At 72.9% G+C, this 19505-nt stretch carries 17 protein-coding genes; 4 read left to right on the top strand and 13 right to left on the bottom strand.

The genetic code is table 11. The features are described from left to right. Positions 1–6: 6 nt before the first annotated feature. On the bottom strand, positions 7–1287 hold the full coding sequence (locus AC24HA_RS03520; protein ID WP_425708091.1) for an FAD-dependent monooxygenase: 1281 nt from the start codon (positions 1285–1287) through the stop codon (positions 7–9). A 127-nt stretch (positions 1288–1414) separates the two neighbouring features. Between AC24HA_RS03520 and AC24HA_RS03515 the strand changes: the two genes are divergently transcribed. Then, positions 1415–2188 (top strand): IclR family transcriptional regulator, encoded by a 774-nt coding sequence (locus AC24HA_RS03515; RefSeq protein WP_425708090.1) that lies wholly within the window; start codon positions 1415–1417, stop codon positions 2186–2188. A 107-nt stretch (positions 2189–2295) separates the two neighbouring features. Then, entirely contained in the window at positions 2296–3057 is a 762-nt protein-coding gene (locus AC24HA_RS03510; protein WP_425708089.1) for a hypothetical protein, read from the top strand. A 124-nt stretch (positions 3058–3181) separates the two neighbouring features. Here AC24HA_RS03510 and groL read toward each other — a convergent pair whose 3' ends face one another. After that, positions 3182–4810, bottom strand: a complete 1629-nt coding sequence (gene groL, locus AC24HA_RS03505) for a chaperonin GroEL (protein WP_425708088.1) — start codon at positions 4808–4810, stop codon at positions 3182–3184. A 231-nt stretch (positions 4811–5041) separates the two neighbouring features. Between groL and AC24HA_RS03500 the strand changes: the two genes are divergently transcribed. Then, positions 5042–6592 carry a glycoside hydrolase family 15 protein gene (locus AC24HA_RS03500; RefSeq protein WP_425708087.1) on the top strand — a complete coding sequence of 517 codons (1551 nt, stop codon included), beginning with the start codon at positions 5042–5044 and terminating at the stop codon, positions 6590–6592. An 81-nt stretch (positions 6593–6673) separates the two neighbouring features. Here the strand turns inward: AC24HA_RS03500 and AC24HA_RS03495 are convergent, their stop codons facing one another. The 8 genes from AC24HA_RS03495 to AC24HA_RS03460 all read right to left on the bottom strand — a co-directional run bounded on the left by AC24HA_RS03495 (position 6674) and on the right by AC24HA_RS03460 (position 14620). Next, positions 6674–6853, bottom strand: a complete 180-nt coding sequence (locus AC24HA_RS03495) for a DUF5302 domain-containing protein (protein WP_425708086.1) — start codon at positions 6851–6853, stop codon at positions 6674–6676. 136 nt (positions 6854–6989) lie between these two features. Further along, positions 6990–7610, bottom strand: a complete 621-nt coding sequence (locus AC24HA_RS03490) for a LytR C-terminal domain-containing protein (RefSeq protein WP_425708085.1) — start codon at positions 7608–7610, stop codon at positions 6990–6992. Positions 7611–7676: 66 nt separating this feature from the next. Next, the gene (locus AC24HA_RS03485) at positions 7677–7982 is read right to left on the bottom strand and encodes a DUF3263 domain-containing protein (protein WP_425708084.1); all 306 of its coding nucleotides are present in this window, start codon (positions 7980–7982) and stop codon (positions 7677–7679) included. 273 nt (positions 7983–8255) lie between these two features. Next, complete coding sequence (locus tag AC24HA_RS03480) at positions 8256–9359, bottom strand: ABC transporter substrate-binding protein (protein ID WP_425708083.1); 1104 nt, start codon at positions 9357–9359, stop codon at positions 8256–8258. A 46-nt stretch (positions 9360–9405) separates the two neighbouring features. Next, positions 9406–11079, bottom strand: coding sequence for an ABC transporter permease (locus AC24HA_RS03475; RefSeq protein ID WP_425708082.1), 1674 nt, complete (start codon positions 11077–11079; stop codon positions 9406–9408). 28 nt (positions 11080–11107) lie between these two features. Then, the gene (locus tag AC24HA_RS03470; protein WP_425708081.1) at positions 11108–12223 is read right to left on the bottom strand and encodes an ABC transporter ATP-binding protein; all 1116 of its coding nucleotides are present in this window, start codon (positions 12221–12223) and stop codon (positions 11108–11110) included. Positions 12224–12228: 5 nt separating this feature from the next. Beyond that, complete coding sequence (locus AC24HA_RS03465; RefSeq protein WP_425708080.1) at positions 12229–13143, bottom strand: NAD(P)-dependent oxidoreductase; 915 nt, start codon at positions 13141–13143, stop codon at positions 12229–12231. Further along, positions 13136–14620, bottom strand: coding sequence for an aldehyde dehydrogenase (locus AC24HA_RS03460; protein ID WP_425708079.1), 1485 nt, complete (start codon positions 14618–14620; stop codon positions 13136–13138). The genes AC24HA_RS03465 and AC24HA_RS03460 overlap by 8 nt, the downstream gene beginning before the upstream one ends. A gap of 196 nt (positions 14621–14816) precedes the next feature. Here AC24HA_RS03460 and AC24HA_RS03455 point away from each other — a divergent pair, with 196 nt between their 5' ends. Further along, a complete protein-coding gene (locus tag AC24HA_RS03455) occupies positions 14817–15608 on the top strand; it encodes a GntR family transcriptional regulator (protein WP_425708078.1) in 792 nt (263 codons plus the stop codon). Positions 15609–15713: 105 nt separating this feature from the next. Here AC24HA_RS03455 and AC24HA_RS03450 read toward each other — a convergent pair whose 3' ends face one another. From AC24HA_RS03450 to AC24HA_RS03440, 3 genes are all read right to left on the bottom strand, one after another. Beyond that, complete coding sequence (locus AC24HA_RS03450; RefSeq protein ID WP_425708077.1) at positions 15714–16817, bottom strand: Ldh family oxidoreductase; 1104 nt, start codon at positions 16815–16817, stop codon at positions 15714–15716. Between the two features lie 5 nt (positions 16818–16822). Then, positions 16823–18310, bottom strand: a complete 1488-nt coding sequence (gene tcuA / locus AC24HA_RS03445) for an FAD-dependent tricarballylate dehydrogenase TcuA (protein ID WP_425708076.1) — start codon at positions 18308–18310, stop codon at positions 16823–16825. A gap of 188 nt (positions 18311–18498) precedes the next feature. Next, the gene (locus AC24HA_RS03440) at positions 18499–19449 is read right to left on the bottom strand and encodes a LysR family transcriptional regulator (protein ID WP_425708075.1); all 951 of its coding nucleotides are present in this window, start codon (positions 19447–19449) and stop codon (positions 18499–18501) included. Between the last annotated feature and the right edge of the window lie 56 nt (positions 19450–19505).

Genomic DNA, 19505 nt, shown 5'->3' with positions numbered 1-19505 from the left:
GGTCTCTCAGGCGCCCGTCGGCGCGGTGTCGCTGTCCGGGTAGGCGGCGGGCAGGGGCGGCGGCGGCACGTCGTCCTCGCCGACGACGGGGCCGTACAGCCAGTCGACGAGCGAGTAGTCGGTGATCTCGCGGTTGCTGAAGGCGTGGTCGCGCAGGAGCACGGCGACCGGGTCCTCGACGTGCCAGATGTCGCCCCACACTCGGCCGACCGTCTGGGTCGCCCCCGCAGCGGCGACCCGGTCGGACTCGTAGGCGGCGAGCGCGGCGGCCACGGCGTCGCCCGTCCACTCCCCCTCGATCGCGGCGAGGTGACGCGTGAGCGAGGCGCCGTCGAGGAGCGACTGCCCGGCTCCCTGCGCGAGGTACTGCAGCATCGCGTGGGCGGCGTCGCCCAGGAGGGTCACGCGTCCGGTCGTCCACCGTCGTAACGGCTCGCGGTCCGACATCGGCCACCGGTTGACCCGGCCGAGCGAGGGGATCGCGCCGCTCACGGGCTCCGCGAGGTCGGCATAGGTCGCGTCGAGCTCCTCGGGCGTCCCCCAGTCCTCCTTGCCGTCGAGGTACTCCTGGCTGCGGAAGACCGCGACCTGGTTGTAGAGCTCGCCGGCACGCACGGGGTACTGCACGAGGTGGCACCCCGGGCCCAGCCAGACGTTGACGTCGTCGAGCGCGAGGTGCGCGGGGGCGTCGTCGAGGGGCACGGCGCCGCGGTAGGCGACGTAGCCCGACGGGACGGGCTCGTCGTCGCTGAGCAGACCGCGCACCACAGAGCGCACGCCGTCGGCGCCCACGAGCACGTCGCCGGTGAACCGGCGCCCGTCGGTCGTCACCGCCGTCGCACCGTGCTCGTCGTGCTCGACGTGGTCGACCGCGGCGCTCGTGTGCAGGGCGACGGTGTCGAGCGCACGTGCCGCGTCCACCAGCGCGAAGTGCAGGTCGCTGCGGTGCAGGACGATGTAGGGCCCGCCGTACCGGGCGCGGGCGTCGGCGAGGTCGAGGTGCGTGAGCTCGGCGCCGGAGACCGCGTTGCGGAAGACGAGCCGGTTCGGCACGACGGCGAGGGGCAGGATGTGCTCGAGCACGCCGACCTCGTCGAGCATGCGCGTGATGTTGGGGGCGAGCTGGATCCCGGCGCCGACCTCCCCGAACTCCGGGGCCTGCTCGAGCACCGTCACGCTCACCCCGGCGCGGCCGAGCATGAGTGCCGTGGCCATGCCGCCGATCCCGCCCCCGACGACGACGACCCGTGTGCGGGGCGGGTTCTCGGAACTGCGGTGGTCGCTCATGCGCGCCTCCTCGTTGAAGCCGTGTCGCACGCACGGGTGCGCGCTACATCTGCGCCGACGAACGTCAGCCTACGGGGACCATAGACCGCGTATTCCATTAGTCGCAAGACCCGTCTAGGGTGATTCCATGGAACGGAACAACGCGTCGGCTGCGCCGGCCGTCGTCGAGTCGGTCGACCGTGCCCTCAGGCTGCTCGGCACCCTGGGCACGAACGGTCCGCTCGGCGTGGTCGAGCTCGCCCGGGGGATCGGGGTCGCCCCGTCGACCACCCACCGGCTGCTCGCCACGCTCGCCGCGCGCGACTACGTGGTCCAGCTCGCCGACCGCCGCTACGACGCCGGACCGGCGCTGCTCGCCCCCGGCATCAGCCGCCGCGGCGGCACGGTGGCCGAGGTGGTGCGGCCGTTCCTCGACCAGCTGCTCGAGACGTGCGGGGAGACCTGTCACGTGCTGGTGCGCAGCGGCGCGGAGGTGACGTTCGTCGACGGCGTCGAGTCAGCGCAGGGGCTGCGCGTGACCTCCCGCACCGGGATGACGATGCCGGCCTGGACCACGTCGGGCGGCAAGGCGATGCTCGCCGAGCTGGATATCGAGGACGTCCGCGCCCTCCTCGGCCCTGACGGCGGGGCCGGACCGCGGTCGCGGGTACGGGTGGCGGACCTCGAGCAGGAGGTCGCCCGGATCCGCCACCGGCGCTACGGCCTCAACGAGAACGAGTCCGAGTCCGGTGTGACGGCGATCGGCGCCTCGATCGGCCGGGTCGCCGGTCAGCACGTCGCCCTCACCATGTCGATGCCGAGCGTGCGCGCCACGCCCGAGCTCACCGCGCGACTCGCCACGGCCGTCGTCGCCGTGGCCGATCGCGCCCGGACGGCACTCGCGGGCGACGCCGCGGGCTGAGACCGGCACGGACGTCCGAGCAGGTGCGCGCGTTCCGGCGCGGGCCCGCGCTCGCAGGGACTCCCGGAACCGGTCCACGGGCCACGGATCGTTGGCATCCTTGCGCCATGCACCCGCGCCTCCGCCCCGTCGCCGCCGTCACCGCGGGCCTGCTCGCGCTCCTGCTCGGCGCCTGCGCCGACGACGCGCCGGCCGGCCCGACGGGGGCGCCGGGCGACGAGGTGCCCGTGGAGCGCCCGGACTCCGACGACGGCGACGCGGTCGCCCGCACGACCTCCGCGGAGGGCCTGAGCATGACGGTCCGGCTCGACACGACGGGTGCGGCCGCCGACCCGGCGCAGACCACCCTCGAGGCGATCTACGAGGTGACGAACACCGGCGACACGGACCGGCTGCTCGTGCGCGGCATCGGGGCCACCGCCCCGGGCGCGGAGGAGCTGGCCGCCGACCCGGCCTCGATCCAATCGGCCGTCGAGGTCGACGGCGGCGTGGCGTGGCTGACGAGCCGGTCCGCGCCGGCGACCGTCATCCCCCTCAATGCGCGCGGCATCGTGCTCGCGCCGGGCGAGACCTACGTCAGCCGGGCGTTCGCCCCGCTCCCTCTCGAGCTCGCCGACGGCGCGCGCACGCCGTCGTCGTGGGGCGTGTGCATCGAGCACGGCACGGCGGCTCACGGCGGAGCGACGACGTCGGGACGCGGCCGGGACCTGGGCACGGCGCCGAGCCACGACGGCTCGGGCTCCTTCCCGCTCGTCCTGCTCGACGTCGAGACGCTGGGCTCCATCACGGACCGGCCCGAGCCGATCACCGTGCTCTGCTCGAGCACGGCGCAGGTCCTGCCCGCGCAGGCGCTCCCGGGGGCCACCTGACCCCTGGACCGCCGGGCCGCCAGGTCGCCGGACCGCCGGCCCACCACCACGGACCGACGACGGCGGGCCGCCTCCCGCGTGGGAGACGGCCCGCCGTCGTGGTCCGGGGGTGGACGTCAGCGGATCAGAAGCCGCCCATGCCACCCATGTCGTCGCCGCCGCCGGCGGCCGGGGCCACCTTCTCCGGCTTGTCGGCGACGATCGCCTCGGTGGTGAGGAACAGACCGGCGATCGACGCGGCGTTCTGCAGCGCCGAGCGCGTGACCTTCACCGGGTCGTTGACGCCCGCGGCGAGGAGGTCCTCGTACGCACCGGTCGCGGCGTTGAGGCCGTGACCGGCGGGCAGCGAGCGGACCTTCTCCGCCACGACGCCGCCCTCGAGGCCGGCGTTGATCGCGATCTGCTTGAGCGGGGCGTCGACAGCGGTGCGGACGATCGCCGCACCGGTCGCCTCGTCGCCCTCGAGCGAGAGGTTCTCGAACGCCGCCACGGCGGCCTGGATGAGCGCGACGCCACCACCGGCGACGATGCCCTCCTCGACGGCGGCCTTCGCGTTGCGGACGGCGTCCTCGATGCGGTGCTTGCGCTCCTTGAGCTCGACCTCGGTGGCCGCTCCCGCCTTGATGACGGCCACGCCGCCGGCGAGCTTGGCGAGGCGCTCCTGGAGCTTCTCGCGGTCGTAGTCCGAGTCCGAGTTGTCGATCTCGCCACGGATCTGCTGGACGCGCCCCTCGATGAGGTCCGCCTCGCCGGCGCCCTCGACGATCGTGGTCTCGTCCTTGGTCATGACGACCTTGCGGGCGCGGCCGAGGACGTCGAGGTCCGCGTTCTCCAGCGTGAGGCCGACGGTCTCGGAGATGACCTGGCCGCCCGTGAGGATGGCCATGTCCTGCAGCATCGCCTTGCGGCGGTCGCCGAAGCCCGGGGCCTTGACGGCGGCGGACTTGAAGGTGCCGCGGATCTTGTTGAGCACGAGCGTGGTGAGCGCCTCGCCCTCGACGTCCTCGGCGATGATCGCCAGCGGCTTGCCCGACTGGATGACCTTCTCCAGCAGCGGGAGCAGGTCCTTGACGTTGGAGACCTTCGACTCGACGAGGAGCACGTAGGCGTCCTCCAGGACGACCTCCTGGCGGTCCGCGTCGGTGACGAAGTACGGCGAGAGGAAGCCCTTGTCGAAGCGCATGCCCTCGGTGAGCTCGAGCTCGAGGCCGAAGGTGTTCGACTCCTCGACCGTGACGACACCCTCCTTGCCGACCTTGTCCAGGGCCTCGGCGATGAGCTCGCCGATGGCCGGGTCGCCGGCCGAGATCGCGGCGGTCGCGGCGATCTGCTCCTTGGTCTCGATCTCCTTGGCGTCGGCGAACAGGCGCTCGACGACGACCTCGACGGCCTGCTCGATGCCGCGGCGCAGCGCGATCGGGTTGGCGCCGGCGGCGACGTTGCGCAGGCCCTCGCGCACGAGCGCCTGGGCCAGGACGGTGGCGGTGGTGGTGCCGTCACCCGCGACGTCATCGGTCTTCTTGGCGACCTCCTTGACGAGCTCGGCGCCGATCTTCTCGTACGGCTCCTCGAGCTCGATCTCCTTGGCGATCGAGACGCCGTCGTTCGTGATCGTGGGGGCGCCCCACTTCTTCTCGAGGACGACGTTGCGGCCCTTGGGGCCGAGGGTGACCTTGACGGTGTCGGCGAGGACGTTGAGCCCGCGCTCCATGCCGCGCCGGGCCTCCTCGTCGAAAGCGATGCTCTTGGCCATGCTGGTGTGTTCCTCCACGGTGTGGTGGCGTTCCGGCCGAGGTGCCCGCGACGGACGACCGCCGCACGACGCGTTCATGTCCCGCGTCGGCGGGCGGCCTCACCGAGGCCGGTGGATTGTCACTCTCGGGTCGAGAGTGCTAACCCGAGTCTGGCACTCTCGGTGGTCGAGTGCAAGGAGACCGGGGCGGGCCGGCAGCGGCCACGGGCCGCCCGCACGTAGGGTGCCCCGGTGTCCGCCGAACGCCCGTCCGCGTCGAGCCGGCGGCGCGCCGGCATCGGCCGTCCGAGCAGGTTGCGCCTCACGGTCGCGCTCCTTGTCACCTTCGCCTCGCTGGCCCTGGTCACCGGCGCCAACGTCGTCCAGGGACAGCGGGGTGGGACCTCGACCCACATCGCGCTCTACCAGGACGGGCTCGGGACCGGGGCCGACGGGCTCGTCCGCTCGCTGCCCGCCGGTCGGGACGCCGACTACCTCGCCGGGTCGCGGGTCGTCGTGCCGACGCGCGCCACGGACCTGCCCGCCGCCCGCCTGCAGGCGAGCCGTGAGCGGGCCTGGCTCGCGAGCGGCGTCGTGCCGGGCGCCGGCACGCAGTGGGAGGAGATGACCGCGGGTGCCCTGCTCGACCTGCACGCCCTCCAGGGGGGTCGGGGCACGTCGGGACCCGTCGCGGACACGGACCCGCGCGCGGTGCTCGCCGCGTGGCACCCCCGGTGGCAGTACGTCTGGCCGCGCGACACCGCGTTCGTCGCGGTCGCGCTCGCCCGCACCGGCCATGTCCGCGACGCGGCGGACGCCCTCGTCGCCGTCGGCGAGGCCCGTTCGGAGGACGGCCTGCTCGCCCCCCGGCACCTGCCCGACCTGTCCGGGACGCCGGACGACCGGCCACCCCAGGGCGACGGCCCGGGCTGGATCCTGTGGGGTGCGGGCGAGACGGTCGCCGCCTGCCGCGAGCAGGCGGGCCACCCGGCCGTCGACCCCGCACCGGCCGCGGACACCGGCGCGCCGCCGCGCGGGCCCGCCGAGGACTGCGACGCCGTGCTCGCCGATCTCGCCCCCGTCGTCGTGCGATCGGTGGACGCCGTGCTCCAGGCCACGGACACGCCGAGCCGCCTGCCGGCGCCCACGTCGGACTACTGGGAGATCCCCGAGGACCGGTTGCCGCTCGGTGCGGTCGCGCCCCAGTGGGCGGGCCTCGCCGCCGCGCCCGCCCTGCTCGAGGCGCTCGGCGAGGACGAGCTCGCCGACCTGGCCCGGGAGCGCTCGGAGGAGGTCCGCGCGGCCCTCGAGGCCACCTTCGGGGTGCACGGCTGGACGCGGTACGCGTCCTGGGACCCCACGGCGGCCGTCCGGGGCGTGTCGGGCCGCGACGCCTCCACGGCCTTCCTCCTGCCGCCGTTCACCGACGCCGGCCCGACCGGCGCCGAGACGGCCTGGCTCGTGTCGTCCGGGGAGATGTCCCGGCCCGCGGGTGGGCTGGCGCCCGGGAGCAGCTGGCGGCGGGACGGCATCTCCTGGACGCCGCAGACCTCGCTGTACGCGTGGGTGGCCGCGGAGAACGGCCGGCCCGACGATGCCGTGCGCCGCCTCGCCTGGATCGAGTCCCACCGCACGGAGTCCGGGGCCATCCCCGAGAAGGTGCTCGCGGACGGCTCGCCGGCGGCGGTCGCACCGCTCGCGTGGTCCGCGGCCAACGTCGTGCTCACGGTCCTCGCCCTCGAGGAGTCCGGGCAGCTGCCCGCTCAGATCCCGTCCGGCCAGGGGTCGCCGTCGTCCGACTGACGACCCCCGACCGTCCGATGATGCACCGGCGTGGGCGGGCACGCGGTGCGCGTGGGTGCGGGCCGGGGTCCGGCCCGGCTGTCAGCCCGACTTGCGGCGGAAGGTCCGCTTGAGGTCGGGTGCGGCGACGTCGTGCGCCTTGCCCTCGCCGTGCCCGCCGTCGCCGTGCGAGGCACCGCCCCTGGCCTTCTTCCGCTCGAGGGCCTCGCGCATCTTCGCCTTGACGTCCTCGGTGGTCGGCTGGGAGTCCTGGTCCGACATGGCGCCTCCTTCGTACCTCGCCGGTCCGGCTCTCGGCACCGGATCGCCCCATCCTGGGGCAGGCGCCCGCCCGCCGCCAGCCAATTCGCGGCGTGCGCCGACGTCCGGCCGGGCCGGATCGCCGGGGAGGCGGGCGCTACTCCTGGAAGTCCGGGCGCAGCACCACGACGACCGACGACGTCGCGGCCTGCTCCGCGTCCTCCTCGACGGCGTCGATGCCCAGCGCGTCGGCGACCTCCTGCGCCGTCGCCGCCAGCGTGGGGTCCGCGTAGTACACGGTCGACACCTCTGGCGGTCCCTCGCCGATGTTGCCCGTGGTCACGGTCGTGAACCCGGCCGCGCCCAGCGTCTCCGCCGTGCGGCCCGCGATGCCGGCGACCCGTGCGCCGTTGAGCACCTCGACGTCGGTCGCCAGGTCGACGTCGCCGGCGGGGACGTCCTCGCTCGGCGACTCCTCGTCGGCCGAGCCGTCGGTCGGGCTCTCTTCCCCGGCCTCGCCGGACGGCGTCTCCTCGCCGGTGGGCGACTCCACCGGACCGTCGGTGGGCGTGGGGCCCTCGGTGGCGGTCTCGTCGTCGTCCCCGCCGCCGCCGACCAGCAGCGCCGCCACCCAGACGACCACCACGAGGGCGGCCAGGACCGCGATGAGCGGGAGCAGCGAGGCGCGACGCGCGCGCTCGCGGTGCGAGCCGTGGGCCGCGCGGCTGCGCGCGGCCTCGTCGAACTCGTCCTCGGGGTACTGGTCGGGAGCGCTCACGCGGGTCACGCTACCCGGCGTCGCGGCCCGTGCTCGGACCCTCGCTCAGGGGACACGGGCCCGGCCTCAGGGGAGCTGGAGGCGACGGACGCTGCGCTCGCGGTGCCGCTCGGACCGCAGGCGGCGCAGCCGCTTGACGAGCATGGGGTCCTGGGCGAGCGCTGCCTCGGAGTCCAGGAGCTGGTTGAGGATCTGGTAGTACCGGGTGCCGCTCATGCCGAGGCGTTCCCGGATGGCCGTCTCCTTGACACCGGAGTAGCGCCACCAGCGCCGCTCGACGTCCAGCACGCCCGCCTCGACGTCGGTGAGGCCGTCCGCCGCACCGGTCGCCCCGGTCCGCGCCGCGCCCGCCTCGGGCGTCGCTGCCGACATGTCACGCTCCTCGTCCGTCCCTCGTCGCCCCGGCCGGTCGACGGCCGGGGATACTTCTCGGCCGCCATGGTAGGGGCAGAACGACACCGGTGTCATTCGCCCGCGCGCCGGGGCCGGGCGGGTGCGCCCCGCCGTCGCGGAGCGTGCACCGACGGTGGGAGCGCGCAGGTTCCTCGCCGCGCCTCCCGGGCACGGCTGGCGCCACCCCACCGACGGCACACCTCGGGCCCCGGCGCCGGCCGGGGCCCGAGGACCGTCGGAGCGAAGCCGAGGTCAGCTCGTGTACTCGAAGAGCGAGAGCCAGATCTCGGTGTCGGCATCGACGTTCTCGAGGTACTCGTCCATCGTCACGCGATAGACACCCTCGTCGTCGAGCGGCGGCATCTCACTGTCACCGATCGTGGGCGCACCGACCTCCGGGTTGATCGGGTAGTCACCGATCTCCGTGGCTGCGGACTGCCCAGCCGTCGAGAGGGTCCAGTTGAGGAAGATCTCCGCGGTCACCGGGCTCGAGCCACCGTCGGACAGGCCGACGATGTACTCGTTGACGGGGAACCCCTCCTCCGGCACGACGAGCGTGATGGGTGCCCCGTCGTTGTAGGCGACCTGCCCCACCGTCAGCGGCACGGCGCCGGCGTGGATCTCGCCGCGGGCCAGGGAGTCGGTGAGCGGGGAGGCGGAGTCGAAGATCCGTGGCTCGGTCGCAGCGAGCCCGCCGAGCCACTCCTCTCCCATGACGTCGAGATGGAAGCGCTGGAGCAGGTGCGTCGAGCCGGCGACGTTGACCTGGGTGACCCCGATCTGCCCGGGGTCGAAGCTCTCCGGTGAGAGGTCGGCCCACGACGTCGGCTCGCTCTCCGCGACCTGGTTGTTGTAGGCGAACACGTACGGGCGGTTGTAGGACATGAAGTAGGCACCGTCCTCGTGGATCGCCTCCTCGGGGAGCTCGATCGACTCCGGCGGGGTGTGCGGGACGAAGACCTCGGCGTCGACGAGCTGCTCGACGAGGTCCCAGCCGTCGATCCGGATGACGTCGCTGCCCAGCTGGCCGGAGGCGTGCTCGGACAGCACGCGCTCGGTCAGCCGGTTGGGCACGAGCCGGACGAGGTCGGCCGGCAGGCCCGTGTCCTCGGTGAACTGCTCGAGTAGCTGGCGCTCGCCGGTCTCGCCCGAGCCGGTGTACAGGACGAGCCCGTTCTCACCGGACGCCTCCTCGAGCTGGTCCGCCGTGGCGATGACCTGGCCCTCGACCACGAGGTCGCCGTCCTCGTTGACGTCCGCCTCCGACTCCCCTCCGTCTCCCCCGCCGCACGCGGCGAGCGTGAGTGCGACGACGGTTGCCGCTGCGAGGGTGCCTCGACGCTGAGACTTCTTCATCTGATCCTCCTGTGGTGCATGGGTCGTGCGTGGACGTGTGGCGGGGTCAGGCGATGCTCTTGACACCGAGGCGACCGGCGATCACCGCGAGCGCACCGATGATGAGCACGTACCAGACCCCCAGGGCAGCGGCGTTCTGCATCGCGCCGTTCTCGTACTGGTCGAAGATGACGATCGACAGCAGCCGGGTGTTGGTGTTGTAGAGGAAGAGCGGGACGGTCATCTCACGCATGGAGAGCATGAGCATGAGGACGAAGGTCGAGCCGATGCCCGAGCGCATGAGGGGCGCGGTCACCGTGACGATCGACCGGAACCGGCTCGCCCCGTGGACCATCGCCGACTCCTCGAGCTCCTTGTTGACCTGGAGCATGGAGCTCGACATCCCGCGGAACGCCTGTGGGAGCTGGACGGCCACGAAGGCGACGACGAGGATCGCGAGCGTCCCGTAGATCGGGATCGGGAGGATGAGCCACGTCCAGAGCAGACCCATGCCCATGACGATCGCCGGGATCGCCACCGGGGCCATGGACAGGCCCTCGAGCACCCCGCGCCCCCTGAGGTGGGTGCGGTACACCAGGTAGGCCACGATGAACGCGAGAGCCGTCGCTGCCACCGCGGTGACCACGGAGACGATCGCGGAGTTGCCCATCGCGTCGAGAACCATGGAGTCGCTGAGCGGCGCCAGCAGCCGCTCGCCGGTGAAGCTGCCGCGGTCGAGCATGTTCGTCACCGAGGCTATGTACGGCGAGGAGTAGGCCGAGACGACCACGAGCGCCCCGACGGGCAGGACCACGGTGACGAAGAAGTAGAGCGCCACGGCGACGGCGGCGACCCACCGCAACGGGCCGAGGTCGAGGACCCTGGCGCGCATGCCCTTGCCGGCGACGGTGGTGTAGTCACGGCCGCCGACGATCACCCGTTGGAGCCAGGTCAGGCCCAGCACGATGACGATGAGAACGACGGCGATCGCGGCCGCCTCGTTGCCGCGCGGCGGGGACTCGCTCATGTACCGGTAGATGAAGGTGGGCAGGGTGTCGATCCGACCGGGCGTCGCGAGGAACTGGGCGACGGGGAAGTTCTCCAGCGCGAGGATGAACACCAGGAACGTCGACCCGACGATCGCCGGCGTCATGAGGCTGAGCGTGACGCGCCTGAGGGTGCCGAACATCGAGTCGCCGTGGACGAGAGCCGCCTCCTCCAGGTCGGGGTTCATCAGGGCGAGCGCGCTGGAGACGAAGAGGAAGACGTAGGGCGCGTAGTAGACGCCGAGGACGAAGACGAGCCCGCCCATCGAGTAGGCGTCGATCGTCAGGTCGATGCCGAGGTCGCGCAGGAGGACGTTGATGAGGCCCGACTGGGGGCTGGCGAGGATCGACCAGGACAGCGCCGCGACGAATGCCGGGATGAACATCGGGGCGATGCCGGCCACGCGCAGGAAACGCCGGCCGGGGATGTTCGTCCTGGCGAGCAGGACCGCGAGGACGGTGCCGGTCACGAGCGCGACCAGCGAGGCGCCGAACGCGAGCAGCAGCGAGTTCGTCGCGGCGTCCAACGTCTGCCCGTTGACGATCTGGCGGATCGTCTCGATGCTGAGGTTGCCCATCGAGATGTTGCCCGGCCGCGGCATGACGTCCGAGAGAGCCGCGAACACGACGAACAGGATCGGGATTCCGACCAGCACGACGACGACGGCGACCGTGACGCCGAACGCGATCCTCATGCCGCTCGACTGCCGGCGCGCGGCCCGCCTAAGCACCGTCACCACCACCGAGGATCCGGGCCGCCTCGACATCGACGGCCAGGCGCACGCGGTCACCCCGCGAGAACCTCGCGGCGCTCCCGCCGACCTTCACGCGGATCGTGGTATCGCCGTCGATCACGCAGTCGTACTCGACGCTGCGGCCCTGGTAGGTGACGACCGAGATCTCGGCCTCCGTGTCACCGGTCCCGCCGTCGTCAGCGGCCGTGAGCGTCACGTTCTCCGCCCGGACGCAGAGGTACTCGCGGCCCTGCGCGGGCGTGCCCTCGCCGTCGGTCTCGTGGTCGGTCACCGCGTCGGCCACCTGGTCGGAGTGCGGCACGACGTAGCGTCCGGCCAGTCGGACCGGGGTCTCGCCGGTGGCGATCTCGAGGATGTTCTCGAACCCCATGAATCGCGCAGCGTCCTTGTCGACGGGGTTCTCGAAGAGCTCCGCCGGCGTACCTGTCTGGACGACCCGGCCGGCGCGCATCATGGCGATCCGGTCGGCCAGGGCGAGCGCCTCGGCCTGGTCGTGCGTGACGTACACCGACGTGATGCCCGCCTCCTGCTGGATGCGTCGGAGCTCGTTGCGCAGGTTCTCGCGAAGGAGTGCGTCGAGGTTGGACAGGGGCTCGTCGAGCAGCAGCACCGACGGGTTCATGGCCAGGCTGCGAGCGAGTGCCACGCGCTGCATCTGCCCGCCAGAGAGTCGGCTGGCGCCTCGGTCCGCGTACTCGGTCAGTCCGGTCAGGGCGAGGATCTCGTCGCCCCTCCTCCTCCGCGCGGCGGTCTCCGTCCTGCGGACCCGGAGGGGGAACTCGACGTTCTCGCGCACGGTCCTGTGCGGCCAGACCGCGTAGGACTGGAAGACCATGCCGACGTTGCGCTTGTTCGGAGCGACGTTGGTCCTCGTCGAGGCGTCGAACATCGGCTGCCCACCGATGGTGATGCGTCCGCCGCTCGGGGTCTCCAGGCCGGCGATCGTCCGCATGGTCGAGGTCTTCCCGCACCCCGACGGGCCCAGGAGGACCAGCGCGCTGCCGTCGTCGACGGACAGCGTGACGTCCTTGACGGCGTGGAAGTCGCCGTAGTGCAGCTGGAGGTCGGTCATCCGTACGTCCATCGGACTTACTCCTTCGTCGTACCGGGAGCGGCGGTCGCCGCCGTGGTGTCCTCGCTCTGCCAGCGGTCCCAGAGGGTGGCGACGGCGGCGTAGTCGAGCCGCCCCAGGCCCTCGGCGACTGCGATCTCGTAGACCGAGTGCGCACCCTGGATCGCGAACAGCGGCACGCCCTGGCTGTGGGCGTACTGCAGGGCGAGCACCGAGTCCTTCCGCGCGGCGTCGGTGGGCATGCCGGGCTCGTACTCGCCGCGGGCCACTCGCTCCTGGATGCGGTGGGTCAGGGGCCGCAGCACGCCGCCCTCGCTATCGGCGAGCAGGTCGGCGATGTCCTGGAGCGCGATACCTGCCGACCGTGCCAGGGCGACGGCCTCGACGAGCACGACCATCACCGCGTGCGCGACCGCGTTGTTGACGACCTTCGCCGCCATGCCTGCTCCGAGCTCGCCGAACGTGAGGATCCGTCCGCTGAAAGCCTCGAGGACGGGGCGGACGCGGTCGACGTCCTCGGGTTCCCCGCCGACGAGCAGCGTGGAGTCGCCGGATCGCATGGCGCCGACTCCCGAGAGCACGGCCGCGTCGATGCAGCGCAGTCCTGCCGAGGCACAGAGCCGGCCGACCGCGTGCATGTCGGTGGCGTTGACCGTCGACGTCTCGATGATCGTGGCGCCATCGGCGAGGTGTCCGGCCAGCCGGTCGAGCACCTCGAGGGTGACCTCGGGCCGCGGCAGGGAGAGGACGACGCTCCCGCAGCCCGCGAGGCCCGAGAGGTCGTCCACCGGGACTACGCCGGCGGCGGCGGCCCGGTCCCGCGCCGCGGGGTCCGTGTCGTACCCGACGACGTCGCAGCTCCCTGCGAGGCGGGTTGCGATCTCCAGGCCCATGTTCCCGAGGCCGACGACCCCGATCCGCGGATCACTCATCGCCCGCTCCCGTCTCCTCGAAGCTGTCGTGGTAGTCGGCGGACAGGTCGACCATGACGTTCTTCACGCGCAGGTACTCGTCGAGGGCCTCCTCGCCCCGTTCGCGGCCGTGGCCGGAGCGGCGCACGCCGCCGAACGGCGCCTGCGCGGCGCTCGCGCGGTAGGTGTTGACCCAGACCGTTCCCGCGACGAGCCGCGCGGCGACCCGGTGCGCCCGGGAGAGGTCGGTGGTCCAGATACCCGAGGCGAGCCCGAACTCGGAGTCGTTGGCCAGCGCGATCGCCTCGGCCTCGTCCCGGAACCGGATGACCGACGCGACGGGCCCGAAGATCTCCTCCCTGGCGAGGGGCGAGCTGTTGTCGACGTCGGCGAAGACCGTGGGCCGGACGAACAGGCCCTTGTCCGGCAGGTCCGCGGCAGGCTGCTCGGCCGAGAGGTCGCGGGCCCCCGAGGATCGGCCCGCCTCGATCGCGCCGAGGATGCGGTCGCGCTGCGGCTCGTTCGCGACCGGGCCCATCTGGGTGCCCGGGTCGCGCGGGTCGCCGAGGCGGATCCGGGACGCGCGCCGGGCAAGGCGCTCGACGAGCTCGTCGTGGACGGAGTCCTGGACGAGGATCCGGGAGCCGGCGATGCAGGTCTGCCCACCGGCCGAGAAGATCCCGGCGAGCGCGCCCGCGAGCGCCCGGTCGACGTCCGCGTCCTCGAAGACGATGTTCGGCGACTTGCCGCCGAGCTCGAGCGTGACGGGCACGTGGTTGGCCGCGCAGGTCTGCGCGATGGCGGCACCGGTGCCGACCGAGCCGGTGAAGCTCACCGTGTCGACCGCGGTCGAGCCCGACAGGGCCCGTCCGCACTCGGCCGCGCCGGTGACGACGTTGACGACCCCGGGCGGGAAGCCGACCTCATCGACGAGCTCGGCGAGCCGGAGGGTCGACAGGCTCGCGTGCTCCGAGGGCTTGACGACCACCGTGCACCCGGCGGCGAGCGCGGGAGCCAGCTTGTTGGCGAGAAGCTGCATCGGCGAGTTCCAGGCCGTGATGAGGGCGGCCACGCCGACGGGCTCGCGGAGCGTGTAGTCGAGCATCCCGGGGCGGTCGAGCGGGATCGTCCGGCCGTAGAGCTTGTCGGCGTAGCCGGCGAAGAATCGGTAGTTCCGGGCGGCGAAACGCGCCTGGCCGACGGTCTCGGTGAGCAGCTTGCCGTTGTCCCGGGTCTCGATCGCACCGATCTCCTCGGCGTGCGCGTCGATCGCGTCCGCCAGGACGTGCAGGAGCCGCGCCCGCTCGATGCCCGGCGTCGTGCGCCAACCGCCGTCGAAGGCGGCACGGGCCGCGGCGATCGCGTCGGCGACGTCGGCGGCGTCGCAGTCGGGGATCGTCCCCAGGACCTCTCCGGTGTAGGGGTCGGTGGCCTCGAGCGTCCGTCCGCTCGCGGACGGACGCCTCTCGCCGTCGATGTGGACCAGGTGCTCGCGCACGTTCCCTCTTTCGTCGTCGAACGGGGTGGACCCGGTCCCATGGCGACGGTCCGCGACAACGTCACGCCATTGTGTCGACACTTAGCCGGGTGGGTGGCAAGGAAGTTACGGATCGGCCGGCAGTCTGTCAACACCCTCGGCATCTTCTGTCGACAGTTTGGGGCAGCGACTGTGATGACTGCGCTATGCTGGGCGCATGTCAGGGAGGACGGGAGCGGCCGACGACGACCTCGTCGTGCGGCTCGGCGGCACCGAGCTCACGCTCGCCCAGCTCTCGACCTTCATCCTGTCGCGCAGCCTGCAGGTCTCGGCCTCCCCGTCCGCGCAGGACATCGCCGTCACCATCGCCCGCCAGATCATCGAGGGCGACCTGCCGCCGTCGACGGACCTGAACTCCGTCGGAATCGCCGAACGGTTCGGCACGAGCCGCTCACCGGTGCGCGACGCGCTCGGAGCGCTCGAGCGCAGCGGGCTCGTCGTGGTCCCGCCTCGGCGTCGGCCGACGGTCCGCACCAGCAGCATCGAGGAGATCCGCGAGATCTACGAGATGCGCGCGCTGCTCTACGGCTCGGCCGCGCAGCACTTCGTCGACCGCGCCCGGCCCGAGCACGTCGAGACCATGCACCGCATCCACGCGCGCATGGCTGAGGCGGCCGAGCGGGGCGATCTGACCACGACGCTCTGGCTCAACGTCGCGTTCCGTGAGACCGAGCTGGACGGCGCGGACAACGCGCTCCTCAAGGAGCTCCACGACGTCATCGCGCTGCGCGCCATGATCCTGCGGCGACGGGGCCTCACCGCGGACCGGCTCGGCCGGTCGCACTTCGACCACGGCCGGCTGATCCTCGCCTACGAGGAGGACGACGTGCCGACGGCGCGCGCCCTGTCCCGGAGCATCGTCATGCGCGGGCTCGCATCGCTCGAGACCCTCGCCGAGGAGGGCGAGGAGGGCGACGGCGACGACCGGGACACGCAGCGACTCGCCTGATCCCGGACCGTCCTTCGCGGCCGGACGTGCCCGTGCCTCCCGGGCACGTCGGGCGCCACCCCACCGCCGACACTCCTCGGGCCTCCGCGCCGGACGGATCCCGCGTCAGTCCGCGCCGGGCGCGTCCGTCGCCCTCGGGGCCGCCACCCCGAGCTCCGCGGCGAGGCCGGTCAGCTCCTCGACGGTCCGCGCCGGCAGGGTGAGCCCGCCGGCCTCCCGCACGGCCTCGGCCGCGAGGTCCTCGATCTCGCCGGGGTAGTGGATCCGCGCGTGCCCGGCCGCGAGCGGCGATGAGCGCACCTCGTCGACCATCTGCTGCACGCGGGCGTCGTAGTCCTCCACCGGCCCCATGGCCGCGACGTCGATCGCGAGGACGAGGTGCCCCACTCCGCCGGCGCCGTCGGGGACGTAGGGACCGACGACGGACGTACCCACCGAGCTGCCGGTCAGGGCGCCCGAGAGCAGATCCATCATGAAGCTGATGGCGTAGCCCTTGTGCCCGGCCATCGGCAGGATCGTCCCCGCGATCCCCTCGCCCGGGTCGGTGGTGGGCGAGCCGTCGGCCGCGATCGCCCAGTCCGGGGGGATGTCGTGCCCCCGCTGCTTCGCGAGGTAGAGCTTGCCGCGCGCAACGGCGGTGTTCGAGACGTCGAGCGAGATCACGCCGTCGCGCCAGGGCGCCGCGACGGACCAGGGGTTCGACCCGACGCGCTTCTCCTTCCCGCCCCACGGCGCCATGGCCGGCGAGGAGTTGGTCGACAGGATGGTCACGCAGCCCCGCTCGGCTGCCCGGCGCGTGAAGTACATGGCCGTGCCGAAGTGGTTGGAACGCCGCACACCGACGCCGGCGATGCCGAACCGGCGCGCCCGGTCCACCGCGAGCCGTTGGGCCCGCTCGACCATCACCTGACCGATGCCGTCGGCGGCGTCGAGGAGCACCAGCGGCCCGGTGTCGACCAGGACGGTCTCTGCGGCGTCGGCACGCACGGCACCGCTGCGCAGCCTGGCCACGTACCAGGGCAGGCGCAGCAGCCCGTGCGAGCTGTGCCCCCACACCTCGGCCTGGACGAGGGAGTCCGCGACGAGGTCGGCGTCGACCCCGGGGACGCCGAGCGCACGGAGGATCCCGGCGGCCACGCGCTCCAGCTCGCCCGGTGCGTACCGCGCACCCGGCTCGCCCACCGGCACCTCCTGGTCCGCTTCGCCCACCGTGCTCAGGCCAGGGTGCCTGCCCGACGGCCGAAGACCGCCCCCGCGGCCAGGCCCGACCCGCCCGGGTAGTTCCCGGCGAACAGACCGCCGAGCGCCTCTCCGCACGCGTACAGGCCTGCGATGTGCTCGCCGGCACCGTCGAGCACCCGGCCGTGGGTGTCGGTGGCGAGCCCGCCGAACGTGAAGGTGATGCCGCACGTGACCGGGAAGGCGTAGAACGGGCCCTCCTCGATCGGCAGCGCCCAGTTGCTCTTCGGGGGCTCGACCGCGGCCCGCCGTCCGTCCTTGACGGTCGGGTCCGCCGGGATCGAGCGGTCGATGCTCGCGTTGAACTCGCGCACCGTCGCGGCGAACGCGTCGACGTCGACCCCCATCCCCTCGCCCAGCTCCTCGAGCGTGTCCGCGACGACGACGCCGACGCCCGGCATGTCGTACTCCTCGGTGCGCAGGAGCGGGCGCTGGGTCGAGTCGAAGACCTGGAAGGCGATCGCGCCGGGCTGGCGGAGGATCTCCGCGCCGTACTTGGCGTAGGTGTAGTTGCGGAAGTCCGCGCCCTCGTCGACGAACCGGCGCCCCTCGATGTTGACGACGATGCCCAGCGGGTATCCGCCGCGGGTGAGCCGGTTGGTGAGCTCGCGGTTGGACTCGTTGTCCTCGGCCCATGCGTCCCACGCGACCGCGTGGCACGAGCCCCAGTCACCGTTCGTGCCTGCGCCGAGGTCCAGGGCGCGCTCGAGCATGGTGCCCGTGTTGTGCGGGGTGCCGCGCAGCTTCGCGCCGCCCCATCCCTGCCCGAGGTGCTTCTCGCGCATCTCCGGGTTCGCCTCGAAGCCGCCGGACGCGATGACGACGGACTCGGCGGTGATCTCGACGCGCCCGCCGTCGGCGGTCTCGGCGACCACGCCCCGAACGGCACCGTCGCCGCTGACGAGCTCGGTCACGCGGTGGCCGTACCGGACGTCGATACCCGCGCGCTCCGCGGCGGCCTGGTGGTCGCGGATCAGTCCGACCCCGCCGCCGACGTTGCCCACGTGGAGGCCGCCCCAGAAGAGGTAGCCGCCGCCGTCGCGCTCGTAGGCCTGACGCTCGTACATCAGGCGGTAGCGCGCGCCGTGGGAGTCCTTGAGCCACTGGAGGACCTCGCGCGACTCGGCGGCCAGCACCCGGCTCAGCTCGGGGTCGTTGCGCCCGGCGGTCACCTTCTCCAGGTCGCCCACGTAGTCGGCCTCGGTGTAGGGCGGGACCTCCGTGGTCGCGTGCCGCTCGTCCGGCTCGACCAGGCTCGTCAGGTCGGCGAGACCGTCGTGGACGATGCGGGTGGCGCCGGCGGTGTAGAAGCTGTTGCCACCCTCCTCGCCGTCGACGGCGGCCTCGAGGAGCACGACGCTCCGGCCGCGGTCCGCGGCAGCGAGCGCCGCGACGAAGGCGGCGTTGCCTCCGCCGACGACGACGACGTCGGTCGTTCCGGGCGAGCTGGTCTCTGCAGTCATGGTGGCGTCCTCGGGAGTGTCGGTGGGGCCGGGGCACAGCGACGCGGGTCGCCCCGGCAGCCGCCGGATGCAAATTGTATGCAACGTGGGTCCGGGCGGCAAGGGCGGCCGTTCGGATGATCGGAGCCGCCGATCCTCGACGACCGGAGTCGCAGGTCGGCGAGCAGGGCGCGCGCCACCGGGTGCGTTCAGCGGGAGCCCGCCCTCGACTCGCGCGATCCCGGACGCAGCTGGCCGGCCACCTCCGTCGAGACGCCCCTGAGCACCTCCAGCATCGCGAGCTCCGGCGGCGCCGGCACCCGCCGCGCGTCGCGCGCGAGCAGGATCCGCCGATGGGCGGCGTCGTCGCCCAGCGGGATCGCCCGGACGTCGGCGCGCAGGTTCGCGGTCGCGAGCCGTGGCGCGAGGGCGACACCGAGACCGACCGCCACCATCCCCTGCACCTCCTGGTAGTCGTGCGCCTCGAACGCGACGGTGGGCTCGAACCCGGCGGCGACCGCGCTGCGCCGCAGGACGTCGGCCACGGGGTGCCCCTCGGCGCGGGTGATCCAGCGCTCGCCCGCCAGGTCGGCCATGCGCAGGCTCGGCGCCCCGGCGAGCGGGTGACCGACGGCGACGAGCAGGTCGGTCGGGTCGCGCATGAGCAGCTCGAGGTGCAGGTCCGACTCGTCGAATCGTGTCCACTCGTAGTCCCACAGCAGGGCCGACTCGACGGCCCGCGCCCGCAGCAGGTCGAGCAACGCGCCGATGCGGGCGCTGCGCAGCGACAGCGTCACGCCCGGGTGCCGGGCGGCGAAGCGGGTGATCGCGACCGGGAGCAGACCGGCTCCCGCGGTCGGGAAGGTCGCGAGCCGGAGCGTCCCTGCTCGCAGGCCGGCGATGTCCGCCAGCCGGTCGTCGAGCGCGGCCAGCTGCGACTCGACCGCCCCGCCGGCCTCGACCACCGCCCGCCCGGCATCGGTCAGGCGGGCGCCCCGTGCGTGCCGCTCGAGCACGGCGAGCCCGATCTCGGACTCGAGGCGCCGGACCTGCTGGGAGATGGCGGACAGGGTGTAGCCCATCGACCTGGCGGCCGCCGTCATGCTGCCCGAGCGCGCCACCTCGGAGACGACGCGGATCTGATGGATGTCCGGGCTCATGCGACAAACCTTAAGGGCTGCTTAAGGGTGGCTCGAGAAACTATCGATTGCGTTGA

This window comes from Georgenia sp. Z1491, from assembly GCF_057652395.1.
Note: the sequence above shows the minus strand (reverse complement) of the source record. Positions and strands in the feature narration are given on the sequence as shown.

Excerpts from the sequence above, each read along its gene's own strand:
- groL (WP_425708088.1), bottom strand. The coding sequence starts at position 4,810 with ATGGCCAAGAGCATCGCTTTCGACGAGGAGGCCCGGCGCGGCATGGAG.
- AC24HA_RS03510 (WP_425708089.1), top strand. The coding sequence starts at position 2,296 with ATGCACCCGCGCCTCCGCCCCGTCGCCGCCGTCACCGCGGGCCTGCTC.
- tcuA (WP_425708076.1), bottom strand. The coding sequence starts at position 18,310 with ATGACTGCAGAGACCAGCTCGCCCGGAACGACCGACGTCGTCGTCGTC.
- AC24HA_RS03515 (WP_425708090.1), top strand. The coding sequence starts at position 1,415 with ATGGAACGGAACAACGCGTCGGCTGCGCCGGCCGTCGTCGAGTCGGTC.
- AC24HA_RS03480 (WP_425708083.1), bottom strand. The coding sequence starts at position 9,359 with ATGAAGAAGTCTCAGCGTCGAGGCACCCTCGCAGCGGCAACCGTCGTC.
- AC24HA_RS03475 (WP_425708082.1), bottom strand. The coding sequence starts at position 11,079 with ATGAGGATCGCGTTCGGCGTCACGGTCGCCGTCGTCGTCGTGCTGGTC.
- AC24HA_RS03485 (WP_425708084.1), bottom strand. The coding sequence starts at position 7,982 with ATGTCGGCAGCGACGCCCGAGGCGGGCGCGGCGCGGACCGGGGCGACC.
- AC24HA_RS03440 (WP_425708075.1), bottom strand. The coding sequence starts at position 19,449 with ATGAGCCCGGACATCCATCAGATCCGCGTCGTCTCCGAGGTGGCGCGC.
- AC24HA_RS03465 (WP_425708080.1), bottom strand. The coding sequence starts at position 13,143 with ATGAGTGATCCGCGGATCGGGGTCGTCGGCCTCGGGAACATGGGCCTG.
- AC24HA_RS03520 (WP_425708091.1), bottom strand. The coding sequence starts at position 1,287 with ATGAGCGACCACCGCAGTTCCGAGAACCCGCCCCGCACACGGGTCGTC.
- AC24HA_RS03495 (WP_425708086.1), bottom strand. The coding sequence starts at position 6,853 with ATGTCGGACCAGGACTCCCAGCCGACCACCGAGGACGTCAAGGCGAAG.
- AC24HA_RS03455 (WP_425708078.1), top strand. The coding sequence starts at position 14,817 with ATGTCAGGGAGGACGGGAGCGGCCGACGACGACCTCGTCGTGCGGCTC.
- AC24HA_RS03470 (WP_425708081.1), bottom strand. The coding sequence starts at position 12,223 with ATGGACGTACGGATGACCGACCTCCAGCTGCACTACGGCGACTTCCAC.